The 16,387-nt window shown below is 38.4% G+C and carries 13 protein-coding genes; 6 read left to right on the top strand and 7 right to left on the bottom strand.

From position 1 onward, the window contains the following. Positions 1-573: 573 nt before the first annotated feature. From DC53_RS09230 to DC53_RS09245, 4 genes are all read right to left on the bottom strand, one after another. Positions 574-1,017 carry an REP-associated tyrosine transposase gene (locus DC53_RS09230; protein ID WP_081824565.1) on the bottom strand — a complete coding sequence of 148 codons (444 nt, stop codon included), beginning with the start codon at positions 1,015-1,017 and terminating at the stop codon, positions 574-576. Between the two features lie 857 nt (positions 1,018-1,874). Beyond that, entirely contained in the window at positions 1,875-3,473 is a 1,599-nt protein-coding gene (locus DC53_RS09235; protein ID WP_081824564.1) for an ABC-F family ATPase, read from the bottom strand. Between the two features lie 184 nt (positions 3,474-3,657). After that, complete coding sequence (locus tag DC53_RS09240; RefSeq protein ID WP_007379003.1) at positions 3,658-4,395, bottom strand: substrate-binding periplasmic protein; 738 nt, start codon at positions 4,393-4,395, stop codon at positions 3,658-3,660. A 46-nt stretch (positions 4,396-4,441) separates the two neighbouring features. Beyond that, the gene (locus DC53_RS09245; protein ID WP_033030064.1) at positions 4,442-5,179 is read right to left on the bottom strand and encodes a substrate-binding periplasmic protein; all 738 of its coding nucleotides are present in this window, start codon (positions 5,177-5,179) and stop codon (positions 4,442-4,444) included. Between the two features lie 229 nt (positions 5,180-5,408). Between DC53_RS09245 and DC53_RS09250 the strand changes: the two genes are divergently transcribed. The 6 genes from DC53_RS09250 to DC53_RS09280 all read left to right on the top strand — a co-directional run bounded on the left by DC53_RS09250 (position 5,409) and on the right by DC53_RS09280 (position 11,589). Continuing rightward, positions 5,409-6,653: a UPF0149 family protein gene (locus DC53_RS09250; protein ID WP_033030061.1), complete on the top strand. Its 1,245-nt coding sequence runs from the start codon at positions 5,409-5,411 to the stop codon at positions 6,651-6,653. 207 nt (positions 6,654-6,860) lie between these two features. After that, on the top strand, positions 6,861-7,457 hold the full coding sequence (locus DC53_RS09255; RefSeq protein WP_033030057.1) for a class I SAM-dependent methyltransferase: 597 nt from the start codon (positions 6,861-6,863) through the stop codon (positions 7,455-7,457). Beyond that, a complete protein-coding gene (locus DC53_RS09260; protein WP_033030055.1) occupies positions 7,454-8,554 on the top strand; it encodes an HNH endonuclease in 1,101 nt (366 codons plus the stop codon). Before DC53_RS09255 ends, DC53_RS09260 begins: the two co-directional genes overlap by 4 nt. Before the next feature lie 840 nt (positions 8,555-9,394). Next, a complete protein-coding gene (locus DC53_RS09270; RefSeq protein WP_008136846.1) occupies positions 9,395-9,976 on the top strand; it encodes a hypothetical protein in 582 nt (193 codons plus the stop codon). Position 9,977: 1 nt separating this feature from the next. Next, entirely contained in the window at positions 9,978-10,475 is a 498-nt protein-coding gene (locus DC53_RS09275; RefSeq protein WP_008136847.1) for an ImmA/IrrE family metallo-endopeptidase, read from the top strand. Between the two features lies 1 nt (position 10,476). Continuing rightward, complete coding sequence (locus tag DC53_RS09280) at positions 10,477-11,589, top strand: beta family protein (protein ID WP_033030052.1); 1,113 nt, start codon at positions 10,477-10,479, stop codon at positions 11,587-11,589. 7 nt (positions 11,590-11,596) lie between these two features. Here the strand turns inward: DC53_RS09280 and DC53_RS0120555 are convergent, their stop codons facing one another. The 3 genes from DC53_RS0120555 to DC53_RS09290 form a co-directional block, all read right to left on the bottom strand. Beyond that, positions 11,597-12,343: a sce7726 family protein gene (locus DC53_RS0120555; RefSeq protein ID WP_050484143.1), complete on the bottom strand. Its 747-nt coding sequence runs from the start codon at positions 12,341-12,343 to the stop codon at positions 11,597-11,599. 92 nt (positions 12,344-12,435) lie between these two features. Beyond that, positions 12,436-13,197 (bottom strand): hypothetical protein, encoded by a 762-nt coding sequence (locus DC53_RS09285; protein ID WP_033030050.1) that lies wholly within the window; start codon positions 13,195-13,197, stop codon positions 12,436-12,438. Positions 13,198-13,220: 23 nt separating this feature from the next. After that, the gene (locus tag DC53_RS09290; RefSeq protein ID WP_033030067.1) at positions 13,221-16,373 is read right to left on the bottom strand and encodes a DUF3427 domain-containing protein; all 3,153 of its coding nucleotides are present in this window, start codon (positions 16,371-16,373) and stop codon (positions 13,221-13,223) included. Between the last annotated feature and the right edge of the window lie 14 nt (positions 16,374-16,387).

The raw sequence follows: 16,387 nt of genomic DNA, 5'->3' as shown, positions 1-16,387 counted from the left end.
ATATGATTTGTAGACGTTGAGCTTGCTCACGTGAGAAGCAAGGCTTCTAATTACTTAATACCCTAAAAACTGCGTTTTTACACGCCAGCAAGCTGCGCGTCTACAGGGTTTATACCCAAGTTTCAGAATATGATTTGTAGACGTAGAGCTTGCTCACGTGAGAAGCAAGGCTTCTAATTACTTAATATCCTAAAAACTACGTTTTTACACGCCAGCAAGCTGTGCGTTTACAGGGGTTATACCCAAGTTTCAGAATATGACTTGTAGACGTCGAGCTTGCTCACGTTAGAAGCGGAGCTTCTCATTACTTAATACCCTAAAAACTGCGTTTTTACACGCCAGCAAGCTGCGCGTCTACAGGGTTTATACCCAAGTTTCAGAATATGACTTGTAGACGTTGAGCTTGCTCACGTTAGAAGCAAGGCTTCTAATTACTTAATACCCTAAAAACTGCGTTTTACACGCCAGCAAGCTGTGTGTCTACAGGGGTTATACCCAAGTTTCAGAATATGTTTTGTAGACGTCGAGCTTGCTCACGTGAGAAGCAAAGCTTCTCATTACTTAAATATGCCATTATAAATATACACAGTCCCAAAATGGATATTCTCCAACCTCATTTACAAGCTTAGCACGTAAAGGGTTTGCAACAATATAACGTGCCTGGTTAATTAAATCCTCTTCAGTTCTAAGTTGATGCTCAAAATAGTTTTGCTGCCAAATTGACCCATTAGAATAATTAAACTTATTAATATTCACTGTGGTAATACTTTTATATTGCCTCACAACATCATTAAGAGGTAAATCTTTTAATTGAAACAACCAATGTAAATGATCTGGCATTAACGTATAGCAAATAGTATTTACCTTGTTTTGCATATAAACCAATCCTCTTATTGCTATACATGCACTTTCAAAATTTTTGAATATCTGAGTTCTTTTTCTAGTACATATTGTGACAGAGTAAAATTGGTTTTCGCAGGTGTAGCGCCCAGTTAATAGTTTTTTAGATGAATACATAAAGATTTTAATTTATTGGGTTTTTATAAATATAGATAAAACACACTGTTCAACAAGTTATATGGTGTACCTTGAAGTAAACGTGAGCTTGCTCACTACGTTTTTACTCGCTAGCAAGCTGTGCGTCTACAGGGTTTATACCCAAGTTTCAGAATATGATTTGTAGACGTTGAGCTTGCTCACGTTAGAAGCGTAGCTTCTCATTACTTAATACCCTAAAAACTGCGTTTTTACACGCCAGCAAGCTGTGCGTCTACAGGGGTTATACCCAAGTTTCAGAATATGATTTGTAGACGTTGAGCTTGCTCACGCGAGAAGCAAGGCTTCTCATTACTTAATACCCTAAAAACTACGTTTTTACACGCCAGCAAGCTGCGCGTCTACAGGGTTTATACCCAAGTTTCAGAATATGACTTGTAGACGTCGAGCTTGCTCACGTGAGAAGCAAAGCTTCTCATTACTTAATACCCTAAAAACTACGTTTTACTCGCTAGCAAGCTGTGCGTCTACAGGGTTTATACCCAAGTTTCAGAATATGACTTGTAGACGTCGAGCTTGCTCACGTGAGAAGCAAAGCTTCTCATTGCTTAATACCCTAAAAACTGCGTTTTTACACGCCAGCAAGCTGTGCGTCTACAGGGTTTATACCCAAGTTTCAGAATATGATTTGTAGACGTAGAGCTTGCTCACGTGAGAAGCAAGGCTTCTCATTGCTTAATACCCTAAAAACTGCGTTTTTACACGCCAGCAAGCTGTGCGTCTACAGGGGTTATGCAAAAATGCCCAAATTCACTATTTACCACCCATAAAAAAACGGCGCTAAATTTAGCACCGTTTTTAAAAGTAATGAGAAAAATTTACGCTTTTTTCTCTTCACAACTTGAAAGGTATTCGTCAAACGTACCCTGGAAGTCGATTACTTTTTTATCTTTAATATCAATGATACGCGTCGCTAATGACGATACGAACTCACGGTCATGGCTTACAAAAATTAGCGTGCCTTCAAAGTCTTTAAGCGCATTGTTAAGCGCTTCAATGGCTTCCATATCCATGTGGTTAGTCGGTTCGTCCATTACCAGTACGTTAACGTCTTGCATCATTAACTTACCGAATAACAAACGGTTTTTTTCACCACCCGAACAGTTGCGCGCTTTTTTATTTGAATCGTCAGCTGTAAACAACAAACGACCCAGCATGCCGCGTACCATTAAATCGTTATGATTAACTGTGCGCCACTGCGACATCCAATCAAACAAGGTTAAATCGTTATCAAAATCTTTAGTGCTGTCTTGCGGGCAATAACCAAAGGTCGCATTTTCAGACCATTTAATTTCGCCCTCTAAACTTTTAAGCTCGTTAACTAAACAACGTAAAAAAGTAGTTTTACCTACCCCGTTTTCGCCAATAACAGCAAGCTTAGCGCCAGCTTCTAGTAGTAGATCGCCGCCAGTGAATAACTTTTCGCCATCAAAACCATGGCCAAGCTTGTTAACTTCAAGTGCTTGACGATACATTTTTTTACCTTCGTCAAACGAAAGCGATGGACTCATACGACTCGACGATTTAACTTCATCAAGTTTAATTTTATCCATTTTTTTAGCGCGTGAACTTGCTTGTTTTGCTTTTGAAGCATTAGCACCAAAACGGTTAACAAAGTCTTGTAGCTCGTCAATTTCAGCGCTCTTTTTAGCATTTTCAGCTAAAAGTTGCTCGCGCTGCAGCCCTGCTGCTTCTAAAAACTTCTCGTAGTTACCAGGATAAATACGCAGCTCGCCATAATCTATATCGGCCATATGTGTACATACAGAGTTTAAAAAGTGACGGTCATGCGAAATAATAATCATCGTACATTTACGCTTGTTAAGCTCGTTGGCAAGCCACGTAATTGTATGAATATCCAAGTTATTGGTAGGCTCATCGAGTAGCAGTATGTCTGGGTTTGCAAATAACGCTTGTGCTAAAAGCACACGTAACTTCCAACCAGGTGCAACGTTTGCCATTAATCCATAATGAAATTCTTTATCGATACCCGCTTCTAGCAAAATTTCTTCAGCGCGGCTTTCTGCCGTGTAACCGTCCATTTCAGCAAATACGCTTTCAAGTTCAGCTACTTTCATACCATCGTCTTCGCTCATTTCTGGCAAAGAGTAAATACGTTCGCGTTCTTGCTTTACTTTCCAAAGCTCAACGTCACCCATAATTACAGCGTCTACAACGCTATACTCTTCAAAGGCAAACTGGTCTTGGCTTAGGTTACCTACTTTTAACCCTGGAGTAATAGATACATTACCCGCGCTTGGCACAAGCGCCCCGCTTAAAATCTTCATGAAAGTCGACTTGCCGCAACCGTTAGCGCCAATTAAACCGTAACGGTTGCCGTTACCAAATTTAGCTGAAATGTTTTCAAACAACGGCTCTGCGCCAAACTGCATCGTAATATTTGCGGTGGAGATCAAAAAAGGTAATCCTAGATAAGTACTGACAGGAGTACGCTGCAGCAACACGCCACAAACAAGAACCAGACAATAGGGTAAATTAGCTGGCGAATTATACAGATCAGCCAAGAGGAAGGGAAGATAAAAGGCGCTTTAAATTAAAGCAAAAACAGATAGCGATAAGTGATTTTACAGCTCAAAACAGTTAATAAGTTTGATAAATACGTTCTGTGGCCTTTTTATTTTTTTGAATTAATTGATTAATAACCGATAGTTCATCAAGCGTAACCGTTTTTTTACTCAGCATTAAATGCACAGGGGCTTTGTTAAAAAATGCCATATTAGTAACCGGTTCAATATTTAATGATTGTTTTAAAAAAAACAGCCCCGACAAAGCGTCTTCAATCACAAAATCTACCCGCTGTTTATTGAGCATTTCAAAGCGCTTATCGGCGGTCGAAATAAGCACAACTTGCTTAGGATATGCTTTTTTAAGTTGCTCGAACTGCGCGCCATAATAACTACCTCGATTAACGGCAATACTAAAGCCTTGGCTAAATAGTTGTTCAATTGAACTTAAATTAGGAGAAAGCGTATTTTTATAAAGCAGCATAACCTCGTCACGGTAGCTTTGGCTAAAATACGCAAATTTGCTTCGTTTTTTAGTTTTAGTTGCCGCAAACATAATATCTATACGGCCTTGCTTTAACTCTTCTTGTGCGCGTAAAGAGCTAGGTAATACGCTAAATTTCAAGCAAAAAGGGGAGCCTTTAAACAACGTTTTTATAACGTTAATTTCAATACCCGACAACACCCCGTTTTTTAGCTCAACATAAGGAGGCCAGTAATTTTCATTTGTGCCAACTTTAAAAGTTTTATTACATGCGTGCGCATTAAAGGTACTTAACAGTAATACAGCAAAAACGACTATTATAGTTTTCATTACACTCCAATTAATTGCGCTTGCGGTTATAGCTGGCAATTAAACATTACTCAAATAGCGCCTTAAGTGCCGTTTGATTGTTTTTTATGTGTTTATTTATTACTTCAAGCTCTTCAACCGACACCGTATCTTTGCTTAGCATTAAATGTATTGCGTCTTTATTTATAAATTTGATATTTTTAACCGGTGCTAAGTTTGAGCTTCGTTTAATAAAATAAGCACTCGCTAGCTCATCTTCAATTGCAAAATCAATACGTTGCTTATTAAGCATTTCGAAGCGCTTGCTCACTGCGCTGGTGTACTCAATTTGTTTTTTATACGTTGTTTTATATTGTTCAAATTCTTCACCGTAATAACTACCAAAGTTAGCGCCTACAGTAAGGCCTTGTTTAAAAATATCTTCTAAGCTATCAACATTGTGCTGGTTATTTTTGTTTTCGTATAAACGCATTACCTCCGTACGGTAACTTTCACTAAAATGAACATATTTAGCACGATTATCGGTATAGCTAGCCGCCCAGCCTAAATCAATTCGGCCATGTTTAAGCTCAACAAAAGCGCGCTTTGAATTAGGCAGCAATTCAACCTTAAAACAAAAAGGCGAGCCGGCAAATATAATGTTAAGTGCATCTACCTCTGCGCCTTGTAATTCACCATTAATACCTAACACATATGGCGGCCAAAATGCATCGTGCGATGCAACACTTAAAGTTCTTTCGCAAGCAAACACAGTAGGCGACACGTTAAAAATTAAGCAAATAAATAGGGTTATTAGTTTATTCATTACGCCTCTAATACAATTAATTATTGTTTGTTTTTAATACAGTATAAACTAGCTTGAGCATTTTAGTGCTGGGGTTGTGTAAAAATGTAAATAGCTCACTAAGCAGAGAAAGGTAGCTGAGCGTTTAAGTTTAACAATTGCACTTATTTTATAAACTTAAGAAAAAATATTGTTGCTAACTTTATCAATCGGTACACTACAAATAAATTTATGAATAGTAGAGCAAGTTATGTCGCCAACCAAAATACGTAACGATGTTGTAAAACTCAGTGAATTGAGCACTAAAAAACCAGATTATTACTTTATTCAGGGTTATTTAATGGGGTTGGGTGTATTACCACAAATGCTTAACCCTAGTGAGTGGCAACCAGATCTATTTGGAGATCTTAATGTTCAAAATGCGACTGAACTAAAATACTTAGAAAGCTTAATGGCTCTGTATAACCAGTGCATGGAAAAAGTAATTCAAAACGAATTAAAAATGCCTGCTAAGTGTAGCCTATCTAAACAAGATTACCGTGATTCACTAAAACCTAATATGCCCCTACCAAGTTACTGTAAAGGGGTTTTACAGGCGCTTAAACATATAAATAAGCGTATGCTTGATGCAGAGCAAAAACAGGCTCTTAATAACCTGAACAGCGTTTTAAAAGCATTTTCTAGTGAAAAAGCAGCAGCAAAAGAATTTGGTGAATTTGCCCAATATAACGCCCAAGAATATAAACGTAATTATGTTTATTTTATGGCCGACGCTATTTTTGAACTTCGATTTAGTAACGACCTAACTTTAAGTGACGAAGATGAGGCTGTATTTAACAACAGCTTTTTAGACGAAGAACCAAATGAGTTAGATGAGCTTGATGAATTACTTGGACTTGTACTCGCCGATACAGAGCTAAAAGCACTTGAGCCAATGCAAATGTTGCTAGAAATCATGGAAGGTGGGCTTATAACTAAGCAATTTATTAAAGACAACGCTGGGCATTTTTGGGGACTACAAGAAACTCGCCCCTATATGATGCTTCGCGCGCATCGAGCAAAAATACACGCACTGCATGGTTATACCGTAAAAGCACAATCAGAACTCGAAGAGTTACTAAAGCTAAACCCAAACGATAATCAAGCAAACCGCTTTTTATTAATGAACTGCCTAATTATAAATAAAGAGTGGGAGAAGTTAGAGGCTTTATTAGCCGACTTTGACTTTCAAGAACTACACGCCACAGCAAGCCGTGCGCTAAGTGCTTTTGTAATGCATGGCGATTCAAAACCCGCAAACGATTACAAAAAAATGCTCCAGCAGCAAAATAAACACTTTACCAAAATACTCACAGGGCAAGAAAAACTAAAAGAACAACAGCCACCATATTACAGCCCAGGCAGTAAAGAAGAGGTGGGTGTTTACCTTGAGTCGTTAGGTAAACAGGCATGGATTTCGGTTCCCGCGAGTCTTTTTTGGCTAAGAAAAAAGTAATAACTAAACGCGTAAAAAGTACTAAGCGTGATTTATGTCGCGCTTAGTACTCACATCAGCGCTTAATAATAACAGCGTATTAATTTAAAAATTTCTACTTATTAAACCTGTATTTAATGCACTTGTTCCTGTAGATTGAACAAATAATGAATGCAGTATTAACAGTGCCTTAGCTGTTAGACGATTAGCCAAGGAGCGGTGAGTCTCGTGTCAAACGCCACACTTACTTATTACAATCAAAATGCCAAAGCCTTTAGCGACTCAACACTAAACGTTGATATGTCGGCGCTTTATGCTGAGTTTTTACCGCACGTTGCACAACACGGGAGTATTTTAGATGCCGGTTGTGGCAGTGCACGCGATGCCGCATTTTTTAAAGCGCAGGGTTTCACTGTAAGTGCGTTTGATGCAAGCCCAGAGCTGGCAGAGTTGGCAAGCAGTTATTTACAACAACTTGTAGCGGTTAAAACATTCCAACAGCTAAATTGTGTAAATCAATACGACGGTATTTGGTGCTGCGCTAGTTTATTGCACGTTCCAAAAGCTGAGTTACCGCAGGTGTTTTTAAACCTACAAAATGCGCTTAAACCCAATGGTGTTTTGTATGTATCGTTTAAATATGGCGAGTCAGAGCGTGTGCATAATGGTCGTGAATTTACCGATTTAAACGAAAATGCTTTAACGCATTTACTTAGTCATACGCAGTTAAAAGCGATTAAACAATGGCAAAGCGTTGACAAGCGCCCAGAGCGCGAAAGTGAAGTGTGGCTAAATGCGCTTATAAAAGTAGTGCACGTTTTATGATTGGAGCAATGCAGCAACAGCTCGACTTTATTGCTTATATTCAGCGCTTATTAGTTGAAGGTGATTTTAGTGCTACTTATAAGTTTGCACTTTTACATGCACTGGCTGATATTAGTATCGAAAAACATCACGCTGATCCACAAGCACAGTTACAAATAAAATTTGATGAATTAGTCGATAAATTTATTACCTTATATTGGCACCAAGCATCGCCATTTGGCGCAACTGGTAACAATACAGAGCAACTACTTTTACAAAATACCGACTCCAGTAAACAAGCCAAAATTATAACTACGCTTCATGATGCAAAATTAAATAATATAAATTCAATTAGCCAATTAAAAAAGAGCCAAGGTTGGAAAAATATACGCAGCTCAACATTAAAAACCATTAAAGAGGGCCCGCTATGGTTATTACAAAAATTAAATGGCAAAGAAGAGTGTTTTTTGTATCCCCATATTAAAGGCCGATCATACATCACGTTAAATGCAGGTATTGCTAGCTGCTTTAGGCGTTTTTACGACCTAGTTGTTTATTTAGCAAAAAACGCATGGCTGCAAAAAATTCAAAGTATAAAACACAACCAAGCGCTTATTGGCCCGCAAAGCCAACTACACGAATTTTTATTTGGCGTAGACCGTAACGCACTCACTAAAGCCAAACCTATTTTAGTAGAGTTGCAATCAAACACCTGTTTTTATTGCCAAAAGCTAATGAAAAACGCTATTGAGGTTGATCACTTTATACCGTTTTCCCGCTACGCAAATGATTTAGGTCATAACTTTGTGGCAGCACATAGCACCTGTAATAACAGTAAAAGTGACTTTTTAGCTGCACAGCTTCATCGCGAACGCTGGCAAGAACAAAATTTAGTGATTAATAGCCAGCATTTAACAACTGAACTTAGTAATTACTTTAATTGCGATTCAGATAAGTCGCTTTCGGTTAGCGATTGGGCATATCAGGTTGCACAGGCTAACAGTGCAAAGTTATGGCTAAAGAAAGGTTATTTTGAAGAAGCAGCTAGTTTTAAATATCAGCAACCAAATGCTGGGCTGGATTTAGTAGCGGAAGAAAAGCCAAGGTATGACGTGTAATGAATAATTTGTAGCTCGTGCCGTAGACGGGAGTTTATCTCGCGCTTTAACTTGTAGGCGCTGAGCTTGCTCGCGCGCGAAGCTTTTAAATTTTGGTGTAATTAATGTGTAGGTGCGATTTTATATCACGCTGTGTATTGTAGACGCGCAGCTTGCTGGCGTTAAAAGCGAAGCTTTTAAATTTCGACGTAATTAATGTGTAGGTGCGATTTTATATCGCGCTGCGTATTGTAGACGCTCAGCTTGCTGGCGTTAAAAGCGAAGCTTTTAAACTTCGAGGTAATTAATGTGTAGGTGCGATTTTACATCGCGCTGTGTATTGTAGACGCGCAGCTTGCTGGCATTAAAAGCGAAGCTTTTGAGTTTCGACGTAATTAATGTGTAGGTGCGATTTTATATCGCGCTCAGAAGTTTTTTTGCGTGGGATTCAGAGGATTAAAGGGATTAAAGGGATTAAAGGGATTAAAGGGATTAAAGGGATTAAAAACCTCTATTCGAGGTTATATCGCGTTGGCGATGGCAACCAAAGGGCGGCTGCCGCCGACCGGCCTTTGGAATCCCACGGCGCACCCGAGGATCACACTGTGTCTTCAACTTACGTTAATAATGTGAACGTAACCAGCGTAGATAGGCCATCCGTGGCCAAGCTACGCATTTGTACAGCATTGCCTAAAGGGATTTAGGTACTTGGAATTTGTCGGGAACAAAATTCCGCCATGCTGTAAATTACTCATCATTAACTAAGTTTCAGGTGTGAACACGGGGAATTGGCGTGTGTTGGTAGATTGGTACTCATAGCAAAATATAGATATTTTAGATTCGAAGACATTAAGGTGAAAAATGAAAATATTTAAAACTAGATATGTAATTGGTTTTCTATTATTTTCTTCAGTGTGTTGTGCACAGCAGGATACTGAAGTTAAAATCAATAAAAGCGAAATTGATATAAAGACAAAGTATGAACAACTTGAAAAGCATTACCAGAGCTTAGAAACTCAACTTAAAAATTTACATCAATCTATTAATGTAATTCAAGCCAATAATACTGAAATTGCAAATCACACTAGCGGCCTAGCAATCGATTTAGTCAATAATAGGAAAAACATATCTCAAAATAAGCAGGATATTCAGCTGAATGTTTCACAAAATAGTTGGGGTAGTTTTTTACTTGCTTGTGTAGCCGTTATAGTCACTGTTTTGGGTGTCGGTATAGCATTACTGGCATTTTGGGGGTATAGAAATATAAAGACTGCATCTGTAGATGCTTCGGTAAAAGATTCAATCATGCAATCAGAAGCGGCTTTAACTTTGGCGATTGAAAATGGTGATTTTAATAATGTTATAAATTCTGCTGTTGAGAGAGCTGTATATAGAGGTATTTTGTCAACAGAAGACTTTCCTGATTACTCTGAGGATGCCTAATATGAAAGTTTGTCAAGAATGGTACAGGTTAACCGATGAACAAGTTAATATTATTCTTAGTTTTCAACGCGATTTCCCGGTTAAAGTAGGTGCAATTGCTAAGGCATTTAATATAGTCGTTAAAAGGTCAACTTTAAAGCCAGGGATTTCGGGGCAAATAAAAGAAGAAGATGGAGCAGTGTTAATTAAGATCAATCGACATGATTCTTTAGGTCGTCAACGCTTTACTTTAGCTCATGAAATTGCACATTTTTTACTTCATCGAGATAAATTGAAGGATGGAATAGAGGATACTATTTTGTTTAGGTCTGCTTTATCGGATAAATTAGAAGTTGAGGCAAATAGACTCGCAGCTGATATTGTGATGCCATTTTCTTTAATTGAAAGCATTGAATTTCCATCTAATACAAGATTGGAAGTTAAAACAGAATATTTGGCTAATCTTGCTGAACTATCAATACCTGCAATGGAAATACGACTAGGTAAAAAAGGGTTTTAATATGTTTACAAATTTCAAATATAAGTATTCCCCAATTTTATCTATTAGTCCATCAGAGCTTAACGCATTGAAAGAGCTTCCAAACAAAGATAAAGATTTAATTCTGCCGATATTCCCACTAAAGTCTTGGGCGACAACTAAAGAGTTGAGCAAGACCATTGAAAAAATAGAGTCGACGATTGGGAAAAATAACTATTGGATCGCTGATATTGATTATTCAGATTTAGCCAAGAGAGATAAGGCTAAATACAGGCAGGTACATTTTGAACTTGAAGAGCTTATTGATTCAAGCAATGGTTATAGAAATTGGTGTGACTTCATAAAAGAGCATGAAAACTGCATACCTTCTGTTCAACTGAAAGATTTAAGTGGGTTTGCTTATCAATTAAATACATTAGCTTCTTTGCAAAGAGGGGTGGTCGTTATAATTAAGCCTTTCGATATAGAATCAAAAGTAACTCAAAATATTTTACCGGAGCTTGTAAATATTCAAGACTTATTTATTGTCTTGGACTTAGAACAGATCACAAAAGCGCAAGTTGATGCAAAAGAAGATATAGCTAATTATTTAAGAGTTATACAACAAGCTTTACCAAATGCATTATTAAGCGTCTCATCAACGTCTTTTCCTGATGGCTTTGGTGGTTATTATCGAAGCGTAAATACTATTTATGAACGAGCATTATACAATAAGCTAAAAATAGACTTTCCAGACTTAATATATTCTGATCGTGGAAGTACAAGAGCTACGAAAATGAGTGGTGGCGCGGGAGTCCCACCACCTAGGATCGATTATTCATGTAAAGATGAGTGGAATTTTATTCGTATGGAGTTTAGCGATAATAATGCAAGCTTGCCTAGTGAACTTAAAAAAGAAGAAAAGAAAGAACTTTATACTTTAATTGCACAAAAGATAATGCTTGAGCCATATTGGGAGAGTGATTTAGGGCTGTGGGCTAATTACATAATAGAACTAACAAGTAAAGGAGATGACTACGGCATTAATAACGCAATGAAAGCAACGGCTGTTCGAATCAATAAACACCTACATACACAAGTCCATTATGATGAAGTTGTGTATGTAGATGATACTGACGACGATTGGGTTGATTAATTAAGTGTTAAGTCAAAGAGTTCATTGACTTAATGTCATCTTTAAGAAGCTGTATATGAGAGTCGAAATCAAGCCAAAAGCTTTTAGCTCTATTAGCTTCTTCTTTTTGTACAGCTCTATCCCTGTGGTAACGACTCAAATAGCGAATGTGATTATTAGAGATACAATCATTACCAACCATTGTTAAAAAGTTACTGGATATTAGCGAGAATTTACGGTCAATCGTAGATAATACCCCTTTTCTTAAAGTGCTGTTAGGGATTGGTAATAGTGCATTTTCAAGAGAGCTACGGGAGTTGTTTGAGTCGATTTTAACTTGGGAAGCTAATTTTTTCATATCTACTACATCCATGAAATCTAAAAGCTTTGAGTTCTCAATTTTTTTATTTAACTTTCCCCTTTTGATTACTTTTATTGTTGGTTTTTTTACTTCCCATAGCCCTATATTATCCGGCACTAGAACTTTCAATTTTTTAATGAATTTGGTATCAGCAACGACAATTACCTTATCAAAATATTTTTGATAAGTACTCAATTGACCATTAAGCCTTGTTAGAGAGTCCGCTTCACTTTTAATTTCAAAAGCGATTAGTTTACCTTCATGCAAAATTGCAAGATCTACTCGTCGAGCAAAGTTTCCTATTGTTAATTCATTCATCAACAATGTTTTTGAATTAATTGCTCTTTTAGCTTTTAAACGGTTCAATATTAGTGCTTTAATATCACTCTCAAGTAACCTTTCAGAACGACTCATCTATAAACTCATACTTACAATCACATCTTAGATTTTAGCATAGATTTGATCTTTGTTGAGCTATAAATATTGTTTGTAATGAGTGATGAGGTTTATATTTCTAAGACTTCTTTTTCTAATTCAATGATAGCTAAACGACAACTCTCAAATAGTTCGTCTAATTGTGTAAAGTCAAACCCATGTTCTGAAGCAGTTTCCTTCTTTAACTTTTGCCATTTTTTTAACTGACTTCGCCCACAATATTTAGCTATTTCGTAAATAGCATCATCTATATGCTGATTACTTTCTTTTGCTACACGGCTCAACATTATTTTTGCTATACGCTCAAATAAAGCTTTTTCAATATCAGTTGGTAACCCCGTATTTGGTATGGCAAGGTTCGTTATTTGAGTCTTTGAAGTTTCAAATAGTTTTAAAAAATTGTCTCTCCCTCGGATTTTAAAAGCTAGGATTGGATTATCTTCGGCTAAGTCAGTTAATTTATCATTGAGTGCAGGTATTACGCTGTCAGTAAGGCTTTCTTCTATAGACGCTAGTTGCTCTGAAAGTTGCTTTTCGATAGATCGAAGATCAAAATTATCTATAGAGATACTTGATTCTTCAGGAGTAAATGAACTAAGTTTTTTGGCTGCATAATCGCAGTACTCTTTAGCAACTTCATCAATAGGTAAAGTTTTTAACTTAATAGCATGACGAACTTCTAGTAATAGGAATAATACTTTTTTCGCATTTCTTTTATCATCTCTTCGAGAGCGGTAAAAGAAAGCGAATGCACCTGTAGATGCAATTATTAAGGCTGTTGCAGCTGTAATTAGAGCTGCAATAATTTTGGTGTTTTGAAAAAAATCACTCATTTACAATCCTTTAATTTAAATTATCACCCAACCGCTAATTTCCCAGCCTCACGCCACATTTCACTTGGCATGGGGTTGGTTAACTCCCACGTTATATTCATCGGCTGGCTTCCGTTGTGGCTTTGGTATTTAACCTCGCCGTAGTTTACAAACCCCATGGTTCGGCCGCTCTCATCTTTGCCTTGTTCGCGCACAAATAACAGGATGGTTTTGTCTGTTTGTTGGTGCTGAATATAACTAAGGCCACGGCCGTGTTCTGGTCGGGCGCTGTTTTGCGTTTGCCAATGGAACAGGATAGGGCTGATTGCGTAGTCGTGATACAGCGTAGTGGGCGAGTAGGTTTTTTCACACTTATTAAGTGTTACAAATAACAGCTCTAGGTTTTGGTTTTTAAATTCTAAAACACCTTCGCGAGCGGTCGATTTTTTATTAAACGAGTGCGCCCCAAATGCTGAGTGTATTTGTTGGCGTGTGTAGCGGCTGTGTAATTTTATTGCGTGATTAGGTAGGCATGCTAAGTCGCTTTCTTGCTGGTGTATGCGGTTTATTAACAGCGCGATCACTTGAGCAAGTTCGTGCTGTAGCTCTTTGTGTTTAAGTGCTTGTAAGCTTTGTTCAAGCGTTTTAAACCCTAAACCTGTGCCTGTGTTATCCCAAAAATTGTAATGCGCCATAAGCGCGTACTGTTGGTTTTGTGCTGTTGGCATAAAGCTAAAGTTGTTATTACATAAATCACGTAAAAAGCACAAGTAACTGAGCGAGTCGCAGCCGAGTAATTGGGTGTTTATGGCGCGGTAATATGCGGCATAAATATCGGCTTGTTCTACTGGTACTTCATCACCTTTTAACCAGTGCCAGCCGCCGAGTTTTTTATCTTTTGGTTTGTATATATCTTCAAGCGTGACTTGTGGGTTTATGCGTAAAAAGTTACTTAGCGTTAGCGCGCCATTAGTGTGTTGCGAATAGTTATTTATAAGCTGCTGTAAACGGCGTTTAGAGTTTATAGCTTGCTGAATGTTTTTTAATATTGTTTGTTGTGTGCGCTTTTGTAGCTCTATGCGGCAACCCAGCGGTAAATGCGGGAAGTTGTTTTCAATCTCGGTTTTTATAGGCTGGCTACTTTTACCAATGAGTGCGCGGAACTTACTGGCAAAGTCGTACTCTGGGCGGGCATTACCTACAAAGTCGAGCACGGTACAGCATTGCTTTTGGCTGTTGTCGGGCAGGCGTAAACCACGGCCTAGTTGCTGCAAAAACAGCGTTAGGCTTTCAGTTGGGCGTAAAAATAACAGAGTATCGACTTCTGGAATATCGACGCCTTCGTTAAAAATATCAACCACGCAAAGTATTTGTATTTCGCCTTGGCGCAGTGCTTGCTGTTTGGTCGCGCGCTCATTAGTGTTTTTGCTGGTGAGTACATCGGCGTTTATGCCTGCTAAGTTAAGCTTTTTAGCCATAAATTCAGCGTGTTTTTGGCTTACACAAAACGCGAGTGCTTTAATAGCGTGAACATTGGTTACGATATCAGCAAGGCTCGATATAATTTTGTTAGCGCGGCTGTTTTCACCTGTATAAAGGTTACTTAGCTCACTTATATCGTAACGGCCGCCCCGCCACGTTATTTGGCTTAGGTCGGTGTCGTCATCTAGTCCAAAGTATTGAAACGGGCATAAATGGCGTTGATTTATTGCCTCTGGTAAGCGAATTTCAGCGGCTATTACTCCGCAAAAATCGTCGAGTATATTTGCGCCATCTTGTCGCTCTGGTGTAGCGGTTAAGCCAAGTAATATTGCGGGCGTAAAGTGACTTAAAATAGCGCGATAACTTGCAGCGCTTACGTGATGTACTTCGTCTATCACTATGTAGTCGTAGTAATCGTGAGTTAAATTGAGCGATTCAATTTGGCTGTTCAGCGTTTGGATTGATGCAAATAATTGGTTGTAGCGCTGTGGTTTGTAGTTACCTACCCACAACTCACCAAAGTCGTTATTTTTAAGCACGCCACGGTAAGCGCTTTGAGCTTGTTTTAGTATTTCTTCGCGGTGGGCTACAAACAAAAATTGTGCGTTTGGGTTTTTATCGTAAACGGTTTTAAAGTCGAACGCCGATATTATTGTTTTGCCTGTGCCGGTTGCAGCAACCACTAAATTTTTATAACGATTATGTACGCTGCGCTCAGCACTTAGTTTTTCTAAAATAGCGAGCTGATGCGTTTTTGGTGTTATGTCAAAATAAAACTGGCTGCTTGATTGCCCAACACCGCGTTGCTCGTTAAGTGAATTAATGAGCTTTTCTTTACACTCAACAGTGCCTGTAAATAGCTCGAAATCTTTTGATTCCCAGTAGGTTTCAAACGTACTTTTGGTTTTAGCTATTATGTGCGGGATTTCTTGTGCGGTAATTTTTAAGTTCCATTCGAGGCCGCTGGTAAGCGCCGAATGCGACAAGTTAGACGAGCCAATATAGCCTGTATGAAAACCCGTATTGCGCATAAATAAATATGACTTTGCGTGTAAGCGCTCTTGCTGATTGTTATAACTTAGCTTTACTTCGGTATTTGGCAGGTTTGCTAAAAACTCAACGGCTTTAGCATCCGTTGCGCCCATGTACGAAGTAGTAATAACTTTGAGTTTATTACCGCTTTTGGTAAACGCTTCAAGCTCATTTTTAAAAATGCGCAAACCTGTCCATTTTATAAATGAGACCAGCCAATAAATAGTGTCGGACGATTTAATTTCGCGCTTTAGCTCGGTTTCGAGCGATATACCTGCATTAGCACCGCTAAATAATTCGCTTTGCGTAAGGCCTGTGAGTGGGAATATATCGCTTGAGTAATCTTTAAGGTTGGCGGCAATAGGGTTTTGGGTATTAAATAGCGCGGTAAGTATTCGGCCTTGGCTGTCGATAAGGTTTTCGTTAATTAGCTCGTCATCGCGAATATGATCTTTAAGCCAAAGTACAAGGCTGTTAGCTAGGCTAATTTGTTCTTGTAGGCGCTCGTTTGAGTTAGGAATGGCATCGATTGCATGCGTTACAAGTTTACTTAAAAAGCGTGAAAGCCAAGTTGCCGCTTCGGCCGTTTCAAGCTGGCGCTCGCCCACATAAAATTGATCACGATTTAAGTTTTGCTTAATTACTTGCGTAATTAACTGCTCGTAAATACCAATTTGCTGCATTAAAACCACTCCCT

The organism is Pseudoalteromonas fuliginea (genome assembly GCF_000690055.1).
Lineage (GTDB): Bacteria > Pseudomonadota > Gammaproteobacteria > Enterobacterales > Alteromonadaceae > Pseudoalteromonas > Pseudoalteromonas fuliginea.
Note: the sequence above shows the minus strand (reverse complement) of the source record. Positions and strands in the feature narration are given on the sequence as shown.

Bases quoted from the DNA above. Each gene is read 5' to 3' on its own strand.
- DC53_RS09250 (WP_033030061.1), top strand. From the start codon at position 5,409: ATGTCGCCAACCAAAATACGTAACGATGTTGTAAAACTCAGTGAATTG.
- DC53_RS09280 (WP_033030052.1), top strand. From the start codon at position 10,477: ATGTTTACAAATTTCAAATATAAGTATTCCCCAATTTTATCTATTAGT.
- DC53_RS09275 (WP_008136847.1), top strand. From the start codon at position 9,978: ATGAAAGTTTGTCAAGAATGGTACAGGTTAACCGATGAACAAGTTAAT.
- DC53_RS09240 (WP_007379003.1), bottom strand. From the start codon at position 4,395: ATGAAAACTATAATAGTCGTTTTTGCTGTATTACTGTTAAGTACCTTT.
- DC53_RS09230 (WP_081824565.1), bottom strand. From the start codon at position 1,017: ATGTATTCATCTAAAAAACTATTAACTGGGCGCTACACCTGCGAAAAC.
- DC53_RS09260 (WP_033030055.1), top strand. From the start codon at position 7,454: ATGATTGGAGCAATGCAGCAACAGCTCGACTTTATTGCTTATATTCAG.
- DC53_RS09270 (WP_008136846.1), top strand. From the start codon at position 9,395: ATGAAAATATTTAAAACTAGATATGTAATTGGTTTTCTATTATTTTCT.
- DC53_RS09290 (WP_033030067.1), bottom strand. From the start codon at position 16,373: ATGCAGCAAATTGGTATTTACGAGCAGTTAATTACGCAAGTAATTAAG.
- DC53_RS09245 (WP_033030064.1), bottom strand. From the start codon at position 5,179: ATGAATAAACTAATAACCCTATTTATTTGCTTAATTTTTAACGTGTCG.
- DC53_RS09285 (WP_033030050.1), bottom strand. From the start codon at position 13,197: ATGAGTGATTTTTTTCAAAACACCAAAATTATTGCAGCTCTAATTACA.
- DC53_RS0120555 (WP_050484143.1), bottom strand. From the start codon at position 12,343: ATGAGTCGTTCTGAAAGGTTACTTGAGAGTGATATTAAAGCACTAATA.